The following is a 19525-nucleotide window of genomic DNA, read 5'->3' as shown; positions in this document are numbered from 1 at the left end:
CTTGGATGGTTAACAATACCGGATTAGAACTGGGCAGACAGGTTAAACTGGAAAGTGCGCGGAATAGGCACAGTACCAAAGTCGTCGCCCCGGATACGGTTACTCTGACCGCCTGAGTTTACTTCAGGGTCAAAGCCCGGGTAATTATCCCACGAGATCAGGTTACGACCTGAAATACCGAAAGTAAGATTGCTGAGTCCGAGCGCTTTCGGTGTCAGGGTGTAAGAGAGTGAAATTTCGCGTAGTTTGACAAAAGAACCATCTTTAATCATCTCTTCGCGGATGCGCTCGCCGCCGAAACCTCCTAGAATGCTCACCCAGCCGCGAGGCAGTTCGCCGCGCAATTCTTGCGCTGCCAGCGGGCCAATGCCTACGTTATTAGCGGTTGTCCAGTTAAGGTTATTTACTTGGAAACCTTGTACGGCATCAAACAGTACGCGGAAGTTGAAGTTTTTCCAGCTAATGTCGTTAGCCAATGAAGCAGTGTAACGCGGGTTGGGGTCGCCCAGTACGCGATTGACAAGTGCGCCTGTGGGCTGACCTTCTGCATCGCGACCTACGCGGTCTGGCTGTGGCAAACCTGCTTGCAGCGTTACCCCACCAATAGTTTGTGGTCGGTTGGTCAGCAGCAGCGAGCCGTCCGGATTGCGAGCGTAGGCTGTGCCGTAGAATACGCCCAGCGGGAAGCCGTTCACTGCGCTGCTCATGCGGTTTGCGTCGGTAGAGAAGCGAATTACTTCCTGCGGAATATTGACCCTATTGCGGTTGCGGCTGTAAATCAGTGTAGCGTTCCAGTTCCAGTCTTTGTTTTTCAGAATATTAGCGCGCAGCGCAAGCTCGATACCTTTGTTAGTCATGCTGCCTACGTTGGCGTTGATAAATGCACCACCTTCAGAAGGTGCAATAGTGCGCTCCAGCAAAAGGTCGCGTACTTCTTTGTTGTACCAAGTAAATTCCAGACCGATGCGGTTATCTAAGAAATAAATATCCGAACCAATCTCGATTTCCGCCTGACGCTCCGGCTTTACATCAGGGTTGCCCAACACTGCACTACGGAGCAGCGCCTGACGACCGACAACTTGTACCGGAATCGTGTTGCTGAAACGATCATAGGGCCCAATACCTGTCAGGTTACCTGATTCGCCATAAGCTGAGCGTATTTTGAATGTACTTACTTTTTCGGCAAAAGATGCGTTTTTCCAAAAGTCCATTTCAGAGAGTACTAAGTTGGCGGAGGCTTTCGGGAAGAACTGCCAGCGGTTGTTAGCTCCGAATACGGAAGAGGCATCTATGCGCCCCGCTGCTGTTACGAATAGAAAGTCGCCATAATTGAAAGTCTGCTGGACGAAGTAGCCCTCAATACTGCGTTGGGTACGGGATTCGGTGGTAGGGGTAAAGAGGTTAGTTGCGCCGCTGACCGTTTCGATGAATGGGGCCATGTTGCGCCCCTGCGCCTGTGTAAAGTTGCTCTGGTCATACTGCCAAGTAGCGCCCAATTGTGTGGTGGACTTGAACTTATCGCTAATATCTGCCTGATAGCTGATGTTCAGGTCGTTATTGAGTTGCAACACCTGTGCGGTTGCCGTAGAAGCGTAACCATCGGGAAACTGTGCGGCATTTACGCCCGGATAGGCAATGCGTGGGAAGAAAGTTTGCCCCAACTGCGTGTAAGAGTCAAAACCGAAGATATAGTCAATGCCCAAACCTTTGATAGGCGCTAGATTTAACTGAAAGTCCCCAATGGTACGGTTGGTCTGGTTGGTTTGCTTCAGATCTTTAATAACGCTCATGGGATTGATGCGCACCGGTTCTACGGGCAGCAGATTGCCGTTGGCATCGCGGGCGTTCAGATCATACACGTTATCGGTGATGAATACCGAGTTAATCGGGCTGTTGAAGGTGTTTGCATCGGGCTTTTCGTTGGCAAAACTGCGGGTGTAGTTCAAACCTGCCGAAAACTTTGCCCAGTCGTTGATCTTCTGATCAATGCGCAACCGGCCGGTAATACGCTCAAAGTCAGTATTGCGCACAATGCCTTCATTTTTGAAATACGAAGTAGAGAAAAAGTATTTTGTATCGTCTTTTCCACCTGCCACAGATACGTAATTATCTGTACCGATAGCAGTCCGGAATACATCATCCCAATAGTTGTAGCGCGTTACAGGCGTTTTTTCGGTGAATAGGCGATTGAACAAGAGCAGCATGGTTAAGCGCTGGTCGTTGCCAAAACCTGTACGGGTTACGGGAGGGCCAAAGCGTTCGGGGTGCGTATTGAGCGGGAATTCCTTGCGCAGTTGGCTGATCATCAGCGACGTTGAGAAAGTGATCTTAGGTTTGCCTGTACTGCCGCGCTTGGTGAAAATCTGGATAACGCCGTTGTTGGCTCGCGAGCCGTAGATAGCTGCAGCTGCTGCACCGTTCAAAACTTCGATGCGCTCAATATCGTTCGGGTTGATGTCCAGCAGGCGGTTTTGTCCGGGCTGGAAGTCGTTGCCGCCGCTGATGCTCACCGAAAGGTTGGATACGTTGTTCGTATTGTTATTCACAATCACGCCGTCCACAATGTAGAGCGGCTCGGAAGAGGAATTAATAGAGTTTGCGCCGCGCAGGCGAATCGAAACACCGCCGGCAGGATCGCCCGAATTTTGGGAAATCTGCGCACCGGCAATCTTGCCTTGCAAAGCTGCCGAAAGGCTTGGCGTGCCTACCTGCTGCATCTGCCTAGAAGAAACCGTGTGGATAGAGTTGCCCAACTGTCTTTTGCTGGTTGCGATGGATGTACCTGTTACTACTACCTCGTCCAGACCTATGAAGTCTTCGCGCATAGCCATATCCACGGTTACAGCTGTTTCGCTGCCCAGCGTAATTTTCTGTTCTCTGCGGGCATAGCCTACGAAACTGAAAACGAGCGTGTATTCGCCCGATGCAAGGCTCGCAGCCATACTGAACTTACCTTCTACGTCGGTAATAGTCCCCGTAGAAGTACCTTTGATTTGTACACTTGCACCTATGAGCGGCTCGTTGGTGCTTGCGTCGGTGATCCGTCCGCTAATAGTGTACATTTGCACTTGGGCAAAGGCAGCAGCGCCAATCCCCCAGCAGCATAAGAGTGCGAATAGCCACTTTACACACAAAAATGGGCGTAGTAGTTTGTTTTCATTCATCATATCGTTCAAAATAGTTAATGAGGTGAACTAACTTCAAACATATAATATTTACGCGCACGGGAAAATATTTAGGCGGAAAAATTTTGTGCATCATTGGGCGTTTATTGATAAAATGATTCTTTTGTAAGCGTACAGGTGAGATGGCACATTTTGTGTCTCTGTTTCAATATACTTTTTCACGTCTCAAAATCGGGTATTCAACAATGATGAAGTGGCTGTCGCTTAGTCTGGCATTGTTTTTTTTATTAAGTGCCAAAAGTATTTACTCACCTACACTGGCATCGGTGCAGGGCAAGAGTACGCCGCCCGAACCGGATCCGGCATATTTGGAAAAACTGAGAAAACAGCACGAATGGGCCGACAGCGTGCTGCGCACGATGAATGACGACCAGAAAATCGGACAGCTATTCATGGTGGCAGCCTATTCAAACCGCGACGAGGCACACTACAAAGAAATTGACCGTTTGGTGAGCCAATACCACGTAGGCGGACTGATCTTCTTTCAGGGCGGGCCGGGCAGGCAGGCTGTACTAACCAACCGCTACCAAAAGCAGGCAAAAGTGCCACTGCTGATTTCCTTAGACGGTGAATGGGGACTAGGGATGCGCCTAGACAGCACCATTAACTTCCCCAAAGCAATGACACTGGGTGCGATCGGCGAAAACAAGTTGATCTATGACATGGGCGCAGAAATAGCCCGCCAATTCAAACGCATAGGCATACACATCAATTTTGCACCCGTTGCCGATGTAAACGTCAATCCTGCCAATCCCGTCATTGGTATTCGTTCTTTTGGTGAAAATAAAGAGCGCGTTGCTGAAAAAGCGCTGAGTTATATGCGCGGAATGCAGCACCATGGCATCATTGCCAATGCCAAGCATTTCCCGGGACACGGCGATACGGACACCGATTCTCACTATGCCCTGCCGATTATCAAGCACGACCGCCGCCGGATAGAGGAGATCGAACTGTATCCTTTCCGCAAATTGATCGAAGACAGCATTATGAGCATCATGGTGGCGCATATTAATCTGCCTGCGTACGACGACGATCCTAAAAAACCGACTACACTTTCTCAAACGGTTGTAACAGACCTGCTCATTCATCAAATGGGCTTTCAGGGGCTGATTTTTACTGACGCACTCAATATGAAAGGGGTTTCTGCTAATTATGCTCCCGGTGAAACCGATTTGCTGGCATTCAAAGCAGGCAATGATTGTTTGCTATTCCCTATGGATGTGCCTAAAGGTGTTGCCAAAATCAAAGAAGCAATTGCTAAGGGCGAAATCCAGATGACCGAGGTGGAGCGCCGCGTTAAAAAGATATTGCTGGCAAAATATTTTGCAGGACTGCATCAGCTAAAGCCTGTATCGCTCAAAAACTTGCAAGAAGACCTGAATACCCCACAAGCCAAAGCACTGCGCATGAAACTCTATGAGCAGGCGATTACTGTCGTGCGCAATGCTGACAGCCTGATTCCTTTCAAAAATCTGGAAGAGCAGACTTTTGCATCAGTAACGGTTGGTGCAGGTGCAGGCAATACTTTCCAGCGCATATTGAGCAAATATGCAGCCTTCGAGCACCACCAGATCGCCGATAAGTCCGCAGGAGATGCAACCTACGATGCGCTGATTCCTAAGTTGAAGAATAAAAAGGTAGTGATTGTCGGGCTGTTGGGCGTAAGCACTACCAACCGCATCGAGAAAGACTTCGGCATTGCGCAGGCTACACGCAACTTTATTCAAAAACTTTCAGCCTACACTAATGTTATTCCTGTCGTTTTCGGCAACCCGTACAGTCTCAAATTTTTTGACGATGCCAAATATTTGGTTTGTGCATATGAAAATAATACTGACGTACAGACAGTAGTCCCGCAAGTGCTTTTCGGTGCTGTAACAACGGGTGCAAGGCTACCCGTCAGCGTTTCGCCAAACATCAAAGCCGGAGACGGCTTTTCGATATTTTCGCTCAACAGGCTGAAATATTCTTTTATTCCTGAATGGGAGGGAATGGACAGCCGCATTCTGAACCGCATAGATAGCATTGTGAATCAGGCAATTGCTAACCGCGCAACTCCGGGCTGTCAGGTACTTGTGGCCCGCAACGGCAATGTAATTTTCAGCCGCAACTATGGGCGCCATACCTACGAGCCTACCGCTTCTGCCGTCAGCGATGAAACAGTCTATGATCTTGCCTCAGTAACCAAAGTGGCAGCAACAATGCAGGCGGTGATGTTCCTCCACGACCGCAAACTGCTGGATGTGGACAAAAAAGTATCGGATTATCTGACAGGACTGAAAGGTACAAACAAGGCCAACCTAATCCTGCGCGATATTTTACTGCACCAGGCTGGATTGATCCAACGTGCGCCCCATTGGTGGCATACGATGGAAAAAGGCAAGCACAAGCCCGAATACTATGCGCAAGAGCCGACCGAAGAGCACGTAATTCCGGTGGATGAAAATTTATATGCTTCGGCTAAAATTCATGCAGATGTGTGGAAGTGGTTGCGCGACAGTCCGCTGCGCAGCGCCAAACGTCCCGACGGCTCTTATGGCTACTTGTACTCCGACGTAGGCTTCTATATCCTCAAGCAGATCGTTGAGCAGGAAACAGGGCTTTGCTTGGATCAGTTTGTGGAAGGCTATTTTTATCGTCCGCTGGGTTTAGCTACTATGGGCTATCTGCCCTTGCGCACTTTGAACAAGTCGCAGATCGCACCTACGGAAGAGGATAAGCATTTTCGCAAAAAGCGCGTACAAGGCATTGTACATGATCCTGATGCAGCTTTACAAGGAGGTGTTGCAGGGCATGCAGGAGTCTTTAGCAACGCCAATGATTTGGCGATCCTGATGCAAATGAACCTGCAAAACGGCTACTACGGCGGCAAGCAATTTTTCGATGACCCGCAGACCATCGCATTTTTTACCGACAAGCGTACTGTTCCACATAACCGACGCGGACTTGGCTGGGATAAACCTATTAGAGGCAACAGCGGTCCTACTTCGGGGCATTGCTCGCCGCGCACCTACGGACACAGCGGATTTACGGGTACAGGGGCTTGGGTGGATCCGCAATACAATATAGTTTACATCTTTCTGGCAAACCGTACTTACCCCAGTTCGACTAACTGGAAATTGATCGAACAAAACATCCGCAACAAGGTGCAGGATCAGATCTACCTTTCTATGGGCATTGCCCGCAACTATCTGGAAAAAGAGCAGCACATGGCAGACTAAGCCATGTTCTTAATCGTATCTATGAAACAGCGGACATGATCAGGGTGAATGTCCGGATAAACACCGTGCCCCAGATTGGCAATGTAGCGGTGTGTACCAAAAGCACCTACCATTTGTTTGGTTTCTTTGCGGATCGTGTCGAAGTCAGCGTAGAGTGCGCAGGGGTCTAAATTACCTTGCAGCGTTTTCTGTCCGCCTGTTTGCTGTCGTGCCAGTTGCGGATCCATGTTCCAGTCCAATCCTACTACCTGGCAGTTGAGTTTTCCGAAATCCTCCAGCGCAAAAAAGGCTCCTTTGGCAAATACTGTTTTGGGTGCTTCGTTGATCGCATTGCAAATCTTGGCAATGTAAGGTAGCGAAAAAGCACTGTACTGCGCAGGAGAAAGAATTCCCGCCCACGAATCGAAGATCTGAACAATATCTGCACCTGCCGCAATCTGCATTTTCAGGTAGCTGATGGTGCTGTCTGTAATCATTTGCAGGAGCTGATGCGAAAGTTCAGGCTGCTGATACAGCATTTTTTTGGCTTTAGAGAAGGTTTTAGAGCCGCTGCCTTCTACCATATACGCAAAAATAGTGAATGGCGCACCTGCAAAACCGATCAGTGGTACCCGTCCATTGAGTTCGCGCTTAGTGATGCGGATGGCTTCGGCTACGTAGCCCAGATCTGCGTGCGGGTCTGCTACGCGGACTTTCTTCAGATCGTCTATTGACTGAATGGTTTGCGGAAAAATCGGGCCGCGTTTTTCTATCATTTCGTAGGGCAACCCCATCGCTTCGGGGATCACCAGAATATCAGAAAAGATAATGGCAGCATCTACTCCCAGCAAATCTACAGGCTGGATCGTAACTTCTGCTGCCAGTTCGGGCGTTGTAACAAGTTCTATAAAGTCTTTCAGGCGCTCGCGCACAGCGCGGTATTCAGGTAGAATCCGTCCTGCTTGTCGCATCAGCCATACGGGCGGGCGCTCTACGTATTCGCCGCGTACCGCACGCAGCAATAGGTCATTTTGAAGTGTCATAGACGTTGGAAATAGCCGCTTTGACAGGCGGCAGGTGTAGTTTTTTTGCACAAATATACACGTAAAGCCCTCAATAAGTATAGGATAGGCACAGTTCTGCACTTGAGAAGCGCTAAGAGCCATGTAAGAAAAAGTGCAATTTTAGATTATTAAAACACAATTTTTTTCTTTGAAAAATTTTACGTTTGTACATAAGCAAGTCTCTTGTGCCGTTATATGCTCAACTAACGCCACTTTTCACGATGAATTACGTATCCTCATTAGTAAACACCTATTCATTGACTACTCTCTTATACATGTGCCTGATAGGCCCAATATTACTTGTTTTAGGTACACAAACCCATGCACAGCGCTTTTCTTCTTGTCGCACGGCAGATGGCATCGGCTATCTGGAACACCTGCCCGCAGACTACCAGCAAAGCAACAAGAGCTATCCGCTGCTGATCTTTCTGCACGGAATCACTGAGCGAGGTAATGGCACAACAGATTTGCGAAAAATAGCAGGCGGTGCAATGCCCTTTCAAATTGAAAGACAAACGCTAAAAATGACTTTTACTGTCAAGGGTGAAACGTTTTCCTTTATCGTCTTGTGTCCGCAGTTGAGCTATAACTATGGCTCATGGCCTGTCTCTTATGTAGATCGGGTAGTGGAATATGCCAAAGCAACCTATAGAGTAGATGAAAGCCGCATCTATGTTACAGGTCTTAGTTTGGGCGGCGGCGGTACATGGGACTATGCCGCAGCTTATCCCGATAAAGTTGCTGCCATTGCGCCGGTATGTGGTGCATCGGGCGCTAACAAGATGAAAATAGCATCATTGGTGAGCAATCAGATACCTGTGTGGGCTTTTCACGGCACAGCCGATAACGTAGTGCCTACTCATGTAACGCTTGGCTGGGTGCGAGGCATCAACGAATTTCAGGGACGCAATGCCGATGCTCCTAAGGCAAAAGTTACGCTATATCCAAAAGTAGGACATAATGCGTGGAAGCAGGCGTATAGCCCGAATCCTTTCGTTGCTGACCCCGTAGCACCTAATCCCATGACAGTCTATGAGTGGATGCTGCTGCATTCCAAACCTGCTGCTGCAACCAGTTTTGGATATACTTCAATAACAGACGATTAATTGCCTTGTCTGACAAGAAAAAGTAGCTGTCCAAAAAGGCTGAACGTAGCATAGACTTTAGTCTGTAGCTATTTGATTATCAAGCGATTAAGAAATCACAGACTAAAGTCCGTTTTACTTTTTGGACAGCCCCTTCTTACTGTGTATGCGCCAAAGGGAATTACATATGAGGTTCGAGCAATTTGACCAGTTCGCTCTTAGGTGCTGCACCAACTTTCTTAGCCACTACTTCACCCTTTTTGAATACCATCAGTGTTGGAATACTGCGGATGTCAAACATAGCCGGGATGCGCGATTGTTCATCTACGTTTACTTTTCCAATGACTGCTCTGCCTTCCAGTTCTGAAGCCATTTGCTCGATAGTGGGGCCAATCATTTTGCATGGGCCGCACCACTCTGCCCAAAAATCTACCAAAACGGGCTGGTCGCCGTTAATGTATTGCTCAAAATTGCTGTCCGTTAATTCGATAGCCTTTGCCATAATGAGATGATTTTTTATTTAAGTTCAAAACTGTTAATACAACAATGATGCGGTCAAATAAGTTTAAGACAAATCGTCAGATAGTCTGCTAATGACCAAAAGCCCAAGCCATAAAGTCAGGAAAAGCCTTTGCCCATGTACGCTGGTTGTGTTGCCCGCCCTGAATTTCAAGGTAGCGCACATCGGTGAGGGTATTGTAGCCTTTATGATACAGTTCGCCAATCAGATCCAACGTATCATCTATTGCATCTATGATGCCGTTGTTGTTCCGGTCTTCTTTTTCATCGTCTGTTCCTGCTTCAAACCAGAACCGAAGGCCTTGCTTATGGTGTCCGTTGCGGACTACTGCATGGATGATGCGGTCTGAGTTAGCAAAATAGTCATTGGCTGAGTGCTTGCGCCACCAGAATGCACCTGAACAAACTCCAACGCACCCAAATAGCCAAGGATGATGCCATGCAATATCAAATGCTGAAAGCCCGCCCAATGAGCAGCCAAAGATGGCATAGTTTGCCGGCGGCTCTAAAAGTGAAAAGCGCTGTTGCAACACAGGGATCAGTTCTTTTATGAGAAAAATAGCGTACAGATTTGCCTTGCTGCCGCGTTTGGCATAGTCGGGTATATTGGCAGTGCCATACTCCTGAGTGCGTTCGGCTGCATGGACAGCAGCTATAATCACCGGGCGAATCGTGCCTTTGTCTATCAGCCGATGTAAGGTTTCGCGTACCTGAAGTGCCTGTGCATCCTGCCCATCGTTGAGGATAAGTAACCTACAAGGCACATCTGAATGATAGTCTTTCGGCAGAAAGAGGTCAATCCTTTTCTCAAATTGTAGATGTACAGAATCCAGATAAATGGTCAAGTCGGCATAGGTCGCCGCAGAGGATTGTTGCATGATCAAATTCCGGCTTCAAACGATTAAAAAACACAAAGATAGCCCAAAATCAGCTATTGCGTGCGTTGTTTTTCTACGCGCTCTAAGCGGGCTTCCAATTGCGCAATTCTATTGTTGAGATCTTCGGAGGTTGGATTGAGCTGACCAGTGAGCCGCCAGTTGACTTTCCAGATTTCCATGACCTCATCATGTCCTATGTCGAAAGGCGGGTGTTTAGGATTATCCGATACTAGCGTTAGATACTCGCTGTGGAGTTTATTCTTGATGCGCTTGACCTGCAGTCCCCGCTCGGAAACAATCACGCAGATATGCCCTTCGTCCAAATATTCCCATTCGGTGCGGTCTATCAGGTGGCAGATCAGGTAGTCATCTTCGTAGAGTGTAGGCTCCATACTGTCCCCTGTAACTTGTAGCGCATAGCATTGTTTCCCTTTAACGAAGCTGCGCGGCAGGCTAAGTACATCCAATTCTTCAAAATACTCTTGAGTTTGGTAGCCTGCTAAGTAGTTGGCTGCTGCTCTTCGGTTAATAATAGGTACGCTGATCGTATCGGCGATGGTTAGGGGCAGTGGGCTGCGCTCAGGTGCATTCATGTGCTTGAGCATCTGCCCGTTACCGCTCAGAATCCATTCAATGTTCAAATCGGTGTAGGTGGCAGCTATTTTTTGCAGCACTTCGAATCCTGGTTTGCTTTGCTGTTTGCCTTTGGTATAGTTGTTAATAACAGCGGGTTTTACCCCGATAGACTCGGCAAAACGCTTTTCGTTACCATCGGCAAAATGCCTAATTATCTCTATCAACCGCTGACTAACTGCACCCTCCATAGATTTCTAAGTATTTTAATTAATAAAAATTGATTTTTAAATCCTTAATAATTAAGTTTGTCGGACAAAAGTAGGTAAATAATTAAATATCTGCAAGCGATGCAGCGGTTAAGTACTTGTATTGCTTGCAAAAAGACGGGTTTTGCGATCAATATTTAATAGCAGATGAAAACAGTTTATTGCTCAGAGAAAGAACGGCAGGTTGCTGAACGGCAGCAGGTCGTAGTGATGCGCAACAAGCAATATGTGCGTGTACAAGACGATATGACTGATTTGTATGTGCAAAACAGCACAGCTAAGGTGCCTCGTAAACGCAAGCGCATCAAAGTAGCGAGTTGAGAAAGGGCTATATTTGCCGGAAAAAAATTATGGCAAAGCCTTATCTGCACTACAGAACTTTTGGTTCGGGAGAGAAGGTTTTGATCGCTTTTCATGGCTTTGGACAGGATAGCAACTTTTTTGCACCCCTTGCCCAAGCATTCCCTCAATATACGGTTTATGCGATTGATCTGTTCTTTCACGGCAAAAGTCATTGGCCTGAGCCTTCTCAACCGCTTAGCTTCGATCTTTGGCGAGCCTTGTTTGCCGAATTGCTCGCTACTCATCAGATCACCCGATTTGACTTGATGGGCTTTTCTATGGGCGGACGTATTGCGCTTGTAACTTACGAGTTATTTGCTGCACAAATTGATTGCCTGTGGCTGCTCGCACCCGATGGCATCAAGGCCAATGCATGGTACAGGATTGCTACGCGCAACCGCCTCCTGCACGGGCTTTTCCAGTATATCACTGCCGAGAATGCCAATATTTTCCATTACAGTGTTCGGGTTTTGGAGAAGCGGCGGCTCCTCCATCCGATGCTTGCCAAACTAGCACAACAGCAAATGCGCACACCTGAACTGCGCAAGCGCGTGTACCATACATGGATGTTGTACAGGCATTTGGAACCTAACCTGACAGCAGTCGGCGATGCAGTGCGTCAGCATCAGACACAGGTACATATTGCAACGGGGGCCTACGATCGGGTAATCCGCCCAAAGTATATGCAAAAACTGACGGCGCTTTTGGGCAAGTTTTGTACACATACGGTTTATCCTTGCGGTCATCAGGGGATACTGGCAGCCTTGCTGAACGCACAGTCCGCTAACGTCTCCTGATTTCTATGACCATCGGAACGGCTTTGCTCTGTGCTTTGGCCGAGAAATTGGCAGTTGTGTAACGGTAGTCAATTTTACTTGCCTCGCTGTAAAGTTCTTTTTCGCGTAGTACCTGTTTCAGCCTTTCGAAGGGATGTCCGCTTATTTGCCGGATGCGCTGGATCAGTTGGTCTATGTCAAGTGCTTCGCGGCTATAAATCAGGCACATGTATTCACTGCCCGGTGTGTTGTCTATTTCGATGTGCAAATCCTCGCCGGGAAGCGCCATATTGGATTGCTGATAGCTCAACAAAGGGCTTTGGTTGTACGCGTGAGGAAACAGTCGGCTGATATGCTCGCGACTGTCAATGCTGAAAGCATAAAAGTACATTTGCTCGCGGTTGGAAACCTGTATTTGAAAGCGTGTACCTGTCGTGTAGGCTTGTTGCGTATAATAAAATCCGGGTTTACTGCTTCCCATCAGGCTCATAATTTGGCCGTTGGGCTGTTTGAGCAGCAATGTGGCTGCAAATTCACCTCCTACAGGCAACCGCACATTTGTATCGTTATTGGCAGGCGTGGCAGGTTCTTTGGCAACTACCGTTTCGGCAGGAAAATCAATTAATTCGTAGGCTTCCATGCAGATGCTTTGGTAGTCTGCGTACCTGATCCAGATGAAGCCGCCGTTCCCCCAAGTTGTACCCCAACTGTTCATAATCTCGAAAGCGCCTCCGTACTGGTTATCATCATAACCGATAATTGCTACGGCGTGATTCTGTGTACTTATTTCTGACAGATTGGGCAACCAGACTCCTTTGGCATGATCTAAAGAAGGCAGGTAGCGAATAGAGGTTACGACAGGCTTTCCTTCTGCCAGCGATTTTTTTACGTAGCGCACAATTGCAGAGCGATCCGAGGTGGCAGTGGCGCTGAAAAGCCGCCGATAGTCCTGAATGGCATTGCTGCGGGCGCGCAATTTATAGTCGAAAGAAACCTGCTTGCTACAGTCGAAACCAAAGTCGCTGTACAGCGCTGCTCCAACCGATTTGAGCGTAAATAGGGCATCGGGTAAAGGCGCACCAATGAGGCAGTTTTGATCTTGCGGACGGCGTATCTGATTGTAGATAAACGAAGGCGAATAAGATAACTGATTGATAAGCAGCGGATTAGTAACACCTCTGCGCTGCGCGGTCAGGATGGTTCGCGCACAGTAGGCAGCCGCCCAGCCTGTGCAAGTGCCTGTATTGGCCTGATCCTTAGGGACAGGACAGTATTTTTTCAAAGAAGCAGCTTTGGGAACTGCATAGTCGCCGCGCATGAGTGGCGTAGCAAAAGGTACAGAATCGGCTTTAATCGGATCAAAGAGCGCGCCCGCACCGCGTTGCTGTGCGGCAACGGGTAGTAGGTGAAACAATGCCAATAGAGAAAATGGCAATAGGGATCGGGAAGCGAATATTTTCATAAGAGGGATAAATTTGTCGGATTAAGCGAATTCCTTAATTTTCCCGAAAATAACGTGCCGAACATGATCACACAAATTAAACAACAAATTCCCAATGCGCTCACCTGTGCTAATTTAGTCTGTGGCTGTTTCGGCATTATTTCGGTTTTTCAGGGATCTTTGGTGTGGGCTGCGTATTTTATTTACATAGCAGCGCTTTTTGACTTTGCCGATGGCTTCGTGGCGCGGTTGCTTAGGGTGCAAGGGGAACTGGGCAAGCAACTGGATTCACTCGCAGACGTAGTGAGCTTTGGCACACTGCCCGGCTTTATCCTCTTCCGCCTGATGAACGAGGCGCAAGGCGGACAGTGGGCTTATCTGGCGATGCTTGTACCTGCATTTTCTGCCCTGCGGCTGGCTAAATTCAACATAGACCCGCGCCAGAGCGATTCGTTTATTGGTGTTCCTACCCCTGCCAATGCGCTGCTCATCAGTGCGTTACCGTTTACAGGCGAGCATTTGCCTGCGCTGCTCAGCCTGCCTGCGCTGGCTGCTGTTGCAGTGGTGATGTCGCTGCTGCTGGTGGCGGAGTTGCCCTTGCTGGCGCTTAAATTCAAGGGCTGGAACTGGCAGCAGTACAAATTTCAATACATCCTGCTGCTGGCGGGGCTTATTTTGTTTTTTACTTTTAAATTTGCAGCCATACCGCTGATTATTTTCATTTACATCGGTCTTTCCCTCATCAAAAAAATTGCCGCATGAAATTTATTGCTGAAATTCAGGTAATGCCGCAAAAAGAAATTTTAGACCCGCAAGGCAAAGCCGTATTGCTTGGCTTGAAAAATCTGGGCATTCAGAATGTAGCCGATGTCCGTATCGGAAAGCACATCCGCATGGAGCTGGATGTAGCCGATGAAGCCGCTGCCCGCGAAGAGGTTGAAATGACCTGCAAAAAATTGCTTGCTAACCTGATTGTGGAAGATTACAGCTATCAACTTTTTCCTGCCTGATAAATGAACGACAAAGCGCGGCGCCGTCTCTATCGCAAATGGTTGTTGCTTGCCCCGCTGGGGCTGGTGCTGATTGGCTTCGGTTTGAGCCTCTTCGGAGAAGCCGCGATGCGCAAATATGCCCAAGCCGATTTTTGGGATTGGTTTCTGTATGGAACGCTTAGCCTCGTTGTGTTCAATGCGGGGCTTTCTATAGTCGGCGAAGCTATTGTCTGCCGCAGTCGCTACATGGCAATGAAAGACCGCAATGGAAACTGATTCTTCAACAAATTCAACCTCAGTGTCTTGGCGTAAAACTCGGCGTACTTTGCGATGGAGAAGTTCAATAGTAAAGACCGCACAATGAAAATTAATCTTTCCTGATTATCTTTCGCAGGATAAAAAACCTGCTACATGAAAAAATTACATACGCTTGTTTGTGCAACGCTTGTTTGGTTTGCGCTTGTTCCTGCTTTTTCTTTTGCCCAAAGCGGGCAGGTACAGGAAAGCCTCAAAATGAACAGCAAAATTCTGGGGCGCGATGTGAAGTACACGCTCTATCTGCCGCCCGATTACGCCACCTCGCAAAGGCGCTATCCCGTACTCTATCTGCTACATGGCTACACCGGCGGCGAAACTGACTGGGTGCAATTTGGCCAAGCCAATCACACGGCAGACAAAGCGATTGCCGCAGGTGAAATACCGCCCATGATTATTGTAATGCCCGACGGAGGCAACGACTGGTACGCAAACGATTACCAGGGCAAAAACCGCTACGAGGATATGTTCATTCAAGAGTTGATCCCCTTTATTGATGCGACTTACCGCACGCGTCCTAAAAAAGAATTTCGCGCCATTGCCGGGCTTTCTATGGGGGGCTACGGTTCGCTGCATCTGGCGGCTAAAAATACCGAATTGTTTGCTGCTGTAGCCGCGTTTAGTCCGGCAGTATTCACCGATCAGGAAGCCATTGAAGCGCCTAAGGATCGTTATGACCAGACTTTCGCTTGGATTTACGGCCCGGGCGAAGGCGCCGCCCGCCTGACCGATCACTGGAAAAAGTACAGCGTATTGGAACTCATGAAAACTCTCCCTAAGGAAAAGTTGAATTCGGTGCGCTGGTACATAGACTGCGGCGACGATGACTTTCTTTACAAAGGCAACGACGCGCTGCACACCACTATGCGCGATATGAACATTACCCATGAGTACCGCATCCGCGACGGCGCGCATACATGGACTTACTGGCGCACTTACCTGATTGAAGGGTTGAAGTTTGTCGGGCAAAGTTTCCAACGCTAAACTAATCGCTGAATTTTTGCGTTCTTTAAAAGAATGGCAAGCGTGAATTTACAGCCTTGCTCGTGTTATTCGCTCTTAAAATCGCTTATTTTTCAATACGAACCGCTTATGAGTATTCGCAAAAAAGTTCTTTTCGCAAGTTTCGGCGTTTTGCTGACGCTGACCTTTGCATTTACTAATCCTGACGAAAAGTATTTTGAGATTGCCAAAAATCTTGAAATATTCGCCAGCCTATTTAAGGAAATCAATATGTTTTATGTGGATGAAATCAATCCACAGGAGTTGATTCAGCAGGGTATTGAGTCTATGCTCAACAACTTAGACCCCTACACCAACTACATCCCCGAAGAGCAGATAGAAGACTACCGCGTGATGACTACGGGGCAATACGGCGGCATTGGGGCAAACGTCGGTACGCGCACAGACCCTGTTACCAAAAAGGAAAAAGCCGTGATTCTAATGCCGATGGAAGGTTTTCCGGCACATAAAGCAGGTTTACTCATTGGCGATGAAATCATCAAAATTGATGATGTCAATATTGAAAATAAAGACAGTGAAGAAATCAGCCAACTGCTAAAAGGGCAGGCAGGGACCACCATCAAACTCGTGATTCGCCGCGTGGGAGTAGATAAACCATTGGAATTTGCCATCAAACGCGAAAAAATCACGATTTCCAATGTGCCTTATTACGGCATGGTTACCCCTGAAGTTGGTATGATTCAACTGACCGACTTTACACAAAATGCCGGCAAGGAAGTCCGCGAGGCATTAGTCAAACTCAAAGAACAGGGTGCTAAGAACATTATTCTTGACCTGCGCGGCAATCCGGGCGGTCTTTTGAGCGAGGCTGTAAACGTATCTAACATATTCATTCCCAAAGGAAAAGACGTGGTGAGCACTAAGGGAAAAGTTAAAGAATGGAATAAAACCTACCTTGCCCTGAACAATCCCGAAGATACAGAAATTCCGCTGGTTGTACTGACGAGCAGCACCAGCGCTTCGGCTGCCGAAATCGTTTCGGGTGTGATTCAGGACTACGACCGCGGCATTGTTGTTGGTCAAAATAGTTTTGGCAAGGGGCTTGTACAGGCTACGCGCTCACTTTCGCACAATTCCAAGCTGAAAGTAACGGTTGCTAAATATTACACTCCCAGCGGCAGATGTATCCAAGCGATTGACTACAGCCATCGCAACCCCGACGGCAGCGTAGGTAAAATTGCCGACTCGTTGCGCACCCCGTTCAAGACTGCCGGCGGGCGCGTGGTGTACGACGGCGGCGGCGTAAAGCCCGATGTAGAGGTAGAAAAACCTAACTATGCGCCCATTACTAAAAGCCTGCTTACCAAAGGGTTTATTTTTGATTACGCTTCCTACTATCGGCAGAAAAATCCAAGTCTGCCCGCCGCCCGCGATTTTAAATTGAGTGATGCGGCTTATCAGGATTTTGTAAAATGGCTGTCGGGCAAGGACTACGACTACACCACACAGGTGGAAAAAACGATTGACGACCTTGCCAAAATCGCCAAAGCCGAAAAATATTACGACGATATCAAAGGACAGTTAGAAGACCTGCGGCGTAAAGTTTCACACAACAAGGAGCAGGATTTGCTGAAATTTCGCGCTGAAATTTCCGAGCTGCTGGAAAAAGAAATTGTTTCGCGTTACTATCTGGAAAAAGGCAGCATGGAAGCCTCTTTTGATGATGACCCCGACATTCTAGCGGCGTTGGTGCTGTTTAAAGACCCCGCCCGATTCCGCAAAATTTTAGGCAAGTAAATTAATCAGTTAAGTCAAAATACTGTTCTTTTATCGCGTTTACGCACTGCGGTGCCATACTTGTAGTGTTTTAGCTAATAAAATTACAAGATAGACTACGAAGGTACAATCCTACGGGCCTTGTGAAAGAAGATAAAAACCTGTCAGGCTTGTTTCCTTTGTAGTGCAAATAGGTGTTTCATTAACAAAACATTTGAGGCATCACGGCTACAAATTCTTGTATCAGGCTACTGAATATCGAATTTCGCACAACCACTTAAAATATCATTAAACCAACCGATTGCCCATGAGTTTTACCACTGAGAACAGTTTACTGATAGGTTCTATTCTTTTGATCATCAGTATATTAGCAGGTAAAACTTCTTTTAAATTCGGCATTCCTACGCTGTTGCTCTTCTTGCTGATCGGTATATTGGCCGGTTCGGAGTCAATTGGTGGTATTCACTTTGACGACGCGCAAACCGCTCGGTTTATTGGCGTGATTTCGCTTTGCTTCATCTTATTTTCAGGGGGGTTGGATACCGACTGGCAGGCAATACGCCCTATAATCTGGCAGGGGGCGTTGCTCTCTACGGTCGGGGTACTTTGTACAGCCATTGCAGTTGGCCTATTTGTTAGTCAAATTCTAGACTTTACGATCTACGAAGGGCTGCTACTGGGAGCGGTCGTGTCCTCTACCGACGCGGCGGCAGTCTTCTCTATCTTGCGCTCCAAAAACATGGCTTTAAAGGGTAGTTTGCGTCCTATTTTAGAGTTGGAAAGCGGCAGCAACGATCCAATGGCATATGTACTTACACTTGCCTTTTTGGGGCTTGTCATTAATCCCTCAACCGATAGTTTTTCTGTTTTGGTGATGCTTTTGCGGCAAATGATCTTCGGAGGCATCAGCGGACTGCTGTTTGGGCAGTTGAGTAAGTTTGTCATCAATCGTATCCATTTGGGCTTTGAAGGGCTTTATCCCGTGCTGGTTATTGCGCTGATGTTCCTCGCCTTTGCCACTACCGACCTGATCGGTGGCAACGGCTTTTTGGCAGTCTATCTCTGCGCTGTCTATCTTGGCAATCAGAATCTGATCCATAAGAATACGATTATGAAAATGTTTGATGGACTGGCTTGGCTGATGCAAATTGTACTTTTCCTGACATTGGGTCTGCTGGTCTATCCTTCTCAAATCATCCCAATCATCGGCGTTGGTATCGTGATTTCGCTATTTTTAATGTTTGTAGCACGTCCGCTGGGAGTTATGATCTCGCTGATGTTCTTCAAACTCAGTATGCGCAAGCGATTGTACATTTCTTGGGCAGGTTTGCGCGGTGCCGTACCGATTGTATTTGCTACTTATCCGATGCTGGCGGGCATAGAAAAGGCAAATATGATTTTCAATATTGTATTTTTCATAACACTGACTTCGGTATTGATTCAAGGTTCGTCGCTATCAATAATGGCAAAATGGCTGCGCGTTCTGTTGCCCGAAAAAGTCAAGCCTCGCAGCCCTTTGAACTTGTTTCTTTCCGAAACTGCCAAGACTATCATTGACGAGATCATTATTGCATCCGATAGCAGTGTGCAGGGAAAACAAATTGTAGATCTGAATTTTCCGCCCACAGCCATCATCGCAATGATCAAACGAAAAGGAAAATTCATTGTACCCAATGGATCTACAGAACTACAGGCAGGCGATAAATTAGTTGTGCTTTCCGATACAATGGAAAATATCAGCAAAGCACACCGCTGCTTGGGGCTGATGGACGACGAGGTGCATATCCCCGACTTTTCATCGTAAGAAAACGCTATTTAACCCAAATTATGCGATTAGGTCTTTGAAAAGTTCAATTTGAGAGAGGGATTGGAAAGTTTTAGCTTGGGGCAGGGTATCAAAATAAGTGTAAGCAATCAGTCCGCTGAACAGGTTGACGAACATACCTATTGGCGACCGATGCCGCGTGTGGTCAATATCGGCTTGAAAAGACAGCAAACCAAAGACGGTTTCTATAAGCCCTCTTTGTTTGAGATAGTGTTTTTATGCTGCATGCAACTTGCTTTTTTCATATTTCTTCTCACTTTGGTAATGAGTTGTACGCCTTGTTCAGCCGATTTTGCTTTGCGTTGGGTCAAATAGCCTTTAT

General features: G+C 47.5%; 17 protein-coding genes. 10 read left to right on the top strand and 7 right to left on the bottom strand.

What is annotated here, in order from left to right; all coding sequences use genetic code 11:
- Nucleotides 1–23 precede the first annotated feature (23 nt).
- Nucleotides 24–3164 (bottom strand): SusC/RagA family TonB-linked outer membrane protein, encoded by a 3141-nt coding sequence (locus ACWIP2_RS02895; protein WP_448518398.1) that lies wholly within the window; start codon nt 3162–3164, stop codon nt 24–26.
- A 206-nt stretch (nt 3165–3370) separates the two neighbouring features.
- Here ACWIP2_RS02895 and ACWIP2_RS02890 point away from each other — a divergent pair, with 206 nt between their 5' ends.
- Nucleotides 3371–6406: a glycoside hydrolase family 3 N-terminal domain-containing protein gene (locus ACWIP2_RS02890; RefSeq protein ID WP_448518397.1), complete on the top strand. Its 3036-nt coding sequence runs from the start codon at nt 3371–3373 to the stop codon at nt 6404–6406.
- Here ACWIP2_RS02890 and hemE read toward each other — a convergent pair.
- The gene (gene hemE, locus ACWIP2_RS02885) at nt 6403–7428 is read right to left on the bottom strand and encodes a uroporphyrinogen decarboxylase (protein ID WP_448518396.1); all 1026 of its coding nucleotides are present in this window, start codon (nt 7426–7428) and stop codon (nt 6403–6405) included. The genes ACWIP2_RS02890 and hemE overlap by 4 nt on opposite strands.
- Before the next feature lie 242 nt (nt 7429–7670).
- Between hemE and ACWIP2_RS02880 the strand changes: the two genes are divergently transcribed.
- Nucleotides 7671–8555: a carboxylesterase family protein gene (locus tag ACWIP2_RS02880; RefSeq protein WP_448518395.1), complete on the top strand. Its 885-nt coding sequence runs from the start codon at nt 7671–7673 to the stop codon at nt 8553–8555.
- A 160-nt stretch (nt 8556–8715) separates the two neighbouring features.
- Here the strand turns inward: ACWIP2_RS02880 and trxA are convergent, their stop codons facing one another.
- From trxA to ACWIP2_RS02865, 3 genes are all read right to left on the bottom strand, one after another.
- Nucleotides 8716–9036: a thioredoxin gene (gene trxA / locus ACWIP2_RS02875; protein ID WP_448518394.1), complete on the bottom strand. Its 321-nt coding sequence runs from the start codon at nt 9034–9036 to the stop codon at nt 8716–8718.
- A gap of 88 nt (nt 9037–9124) precedes the next feature.
- A complete protein-coding gene (locus ACWIP2_RS02870) occupies nt 9125–9931 on the bottom strand; it encodes an alpha/beta hydrolase (protein WP_448518393.1) in 807 nt (268 codons plus the stop codon).
- Nucleotides 9932–9984: 53 nt separating this feature from the next.
- A complete protein-coding gene (locus tag ACWIP2_RS02865) occupies nt 9985–10755 on the bottom strand; it encodes a LexA family transcriptional regulator (RefSeq protein WP_448518392.1) in 771 nt (256 codons plus the stop codon).
- 165 nt (nt 10756–10920) lie between these two features.
- Here ACWIP2_RS02865 and ACWIP2_RS02860 point away from each other — a divergent pair, with 165 nt between their 5' ends.
- Nucleotides 10921–11094: a hypothetical protein gene (locus ACWIP2_RS02860; RefSeq protein WP_448518391.1), complete on the top strand. Its 174-nt coding sequence runs from the start codon at nt 10921–10923 to the stop codon at nt 11092–11094.
- Nucleotides 11095–11123: 29 nt separating this feature from the next.
- Nucleotides 11124–11912, top strand: a complete 789-nt coding sequence (locus tag ACWIP2_RS02855) for an alpha/beta fold hydrolase (RefSeq protein ID WP_448518390.1) — start codon at nt 11124–11126, stop codon at nt 11910–11912.
- Here the strand turns inward: ACWIP2_RS02855 and ACWIP2_RS02850 are convergent.
- Nucleotides 11899–13353, bottom strand: a complete 1455-nt coding sequence (locus ACWIP2_RS02850) for a DUF4384 domain-containing protein (protein ID WP_448518389.1) — start codon at nt 13351–13353, stop codon at nt 11899–11901. The two genes, ACWIP2_RS02855 and ACWIP2_RS02850, sit on opposite strands and share 14 nt — an antisense overlap.
- Before the next feature lie 63 nt (nt 13354–13416).
- Here ACWIP2_RS02850 and pssA point away from each other — a divergent pair, with 63 nt between their 5' ends.
- The 6 genes from pssA to ACWIP2_RS02820 all read left to right on the top strand — a co-directional run bounded on the left by pssA (nt 13417) and on the right by ACWIP2_RS02820 (nt 19182).
- On the top strand, nt 13417–14094 hold the full coding sequence (gene pssA / locus ACWIP2_RS02845) for a CDP-diacylglycerol--serine O-phosphatidyltransferase (protein WP_448518388.1): 678 nt from the start codon (nt 13417–13419) through the stop codon (nt 14092–14094).
- Entirely contained in the window at nt 14091–14342 is a 252-nt protein-coding gene (gene purS, locus ACWIP2_RS02840) for a phosphoribosylformylglycinamidine synthase subunit PurS (protein ID WP_448518387.1), read from the top strand. Before pssA ends, purS begins: the two co-directional genes overlap by 4 nt.
- A gap of 3 nt (nt 14343–14345) precedes the next feature.
- Nucleotides 14346–14600, top strand: coding sequence for a hypothetical protein (locus ACWIP2_RS02835; RefSeq protein WP_448518386.1), 255 nt, complete (start codon nt 14346–14348; stop codon nt 14598–14600).
- A gap of 135 nt (nt 14601–14735) precedes the next feature.
- Entirely contained in the window at nt 14736–15623 is an 888-nt protein-coding gene (locus tag ACWIP2_RS02830) for an alpha/beta hydrolase (RefSeq protein WP_448518385.1), read from the top strand.
- A gap of 108 nt (nt 15624–15731) precedes the next feature.
- Nucleotides 15732–17399, top strand: a complete 1668-nt coding sequence (locus ACWIP2_RS02825) for a S41 family peptidase (protein ID WP_448518384.1) — start codon at nt 15732–15734, stop codon at nt 17397–17399.
- 286 nt (nt 17400–17685) lie between these two features.
- A complete protein-coding gene (locus ACWIP2_RS02820) occupies nt 17686–19182 on the top strand; it encodes a potassium/proton antiporter (RefSeq protein ID WP_448518383.1) in 1497 nt (498 codons plus the stop codon).
- A gap of 21 nt (nt 19183–19203) precedes the next feature.
- Here ACWIP2_RS02820 and ACWIP2_RS02815 read toward each other — a convergent pair whose 3' ends face one another.
- On the bottom strand, nt 19204–19374 hold the full coding sequence (locus ACWIP2_RS02815; protein ID WP_448518382.1) for a hypothetical protein: 171 nt from the start codon (nt 19372–19374) through the stop codon (nt 19204–19206).
- Nucleotides 19375–19525 lie beyond the last annotated feature (151 nt).

This window comes from Rhodoflexus sp., from assembly GCF_053489755.1.
The sequence above is the reverse complement of the archived record's forward strand: the minus strand, read 5'-3'. Positions and strand labels throughout refer to the sequence as shown.

Excerpts from the sequence above, each read along its gene's own strand:
- ACWIP2_RS02895 (WP_448518398.1), bottom strand. The coding sequence starts at position 3,164 with ATGAATGAAAACAAACTACTACGCCCATTTTTGTGTGTAAAGTGGCTA.
- ACWIP2_RS02890 (WP_448518397.1), top strand. The coding sequence starts at position 3,371 with ATGATGAAGTGGCTGTCGCTTAGTCTGGCATTGTTTTTTTTATTAAGT.
- hemE (WP_448518396.1), bottom strand. The coding sequence starts at position 7,428 with ATGACACTTCAAAATGACCTATTGCTGCGTGCGGTACGCGGCGAATAC.
- ACWIP2_RS02880 (WP_448518395.1), top strand. The coding sequence starts at position 7,671 with ATGAATTACGTATCCTCATTAGTAAACACCTATTCATTGACTACTCTC.
- trxA (WP_448518394.1), bottom strand. The coding sequence starts at position 9,036 with ATGGCAAAGGCTATCGAATTAACGGACAGCAATTTTGAGCAATACATT.
- ACWIP2_RS02870 (WP_448518393.1), bottom strand. The coding sequence starts at position 9,931 with ATGCAACAATCCTCTGCGGCGACCTATGCCGACTTGACCATTTATCTG.
- ACWIP2_RS02865 (WP_448518392.1), bottom strand. The coding sequence starts at position 10,755 with ATGGAGGGTGCAGTTAGTCAGCGGTTGATAGAGATAATTAGGCATTTT.
- ACWIP2_RS02860 (WP_448518391.1), top strand. The coding sequence starts at position 10,921 with ATGAAAACAGTTTATTGCTCAGAGAAAGAACGGCAGGTTGCTGAACGG.
- ACWIP2_RS02855 (WP_448518390.1), top strand. The coding sequence starts at position 11,124 with ATGGCAAAGCCTTATCTGCACTACAGAACTTTTGGTTCGGGAGAGAAG.
- ACWIP2_RS02850 (WP_448518389.1), bottom strand. The coding sequence starts at position 13,353 with ATGAAAATATTCGCTTCCCGATCCCTATTGCCATTTTCTCTATTGGCA.
- pssA (WP_448518388.1), top strand. The coding sequence starts at position 13,417 with ATGATCACACAAATTAAACAACAAATTCCCAATGCGCTCACCTGTGCT.
- purS (WP_448518387.1), top strand. The coding sequence starts at position 14,091 with ATGAAATTTATTGCTGAAATTCAGGTAATGCCGCAAAAAGAAATTTTA.
- ACWIP2_RS02835 (WP_448518386.1), top strand. The coding sequence starts at position 14,346 with ATGAACGACAAAGCGCGGCGCCGTCTCTATCGCAAATGGTTGTTGCTT.
- ACWIP2_RS02830 (WP_448518385.1), top strand. The coding sequence starts at position 14,736 with ATGAAAAAATTACATACGCTTGTTTGTGCAACGCTTGTTTGGTTTGCG.
- ACWIP2_RS02825 (WP_448518384.1), top strand. The coding sequence starts at position 15,732 with ATGAGTATTCGCAAAAAAGTTCTTTTCGCAAGTTTCGGCGTTTTGCTG.
- ACWIP2_RS02820 (WP_448518383.1), top strand. The coding sequence starts at position 17,686 with ATGAGTTTTACCACTGAGAACAGTTTACTGATAGGTTCTATTCTTTTG.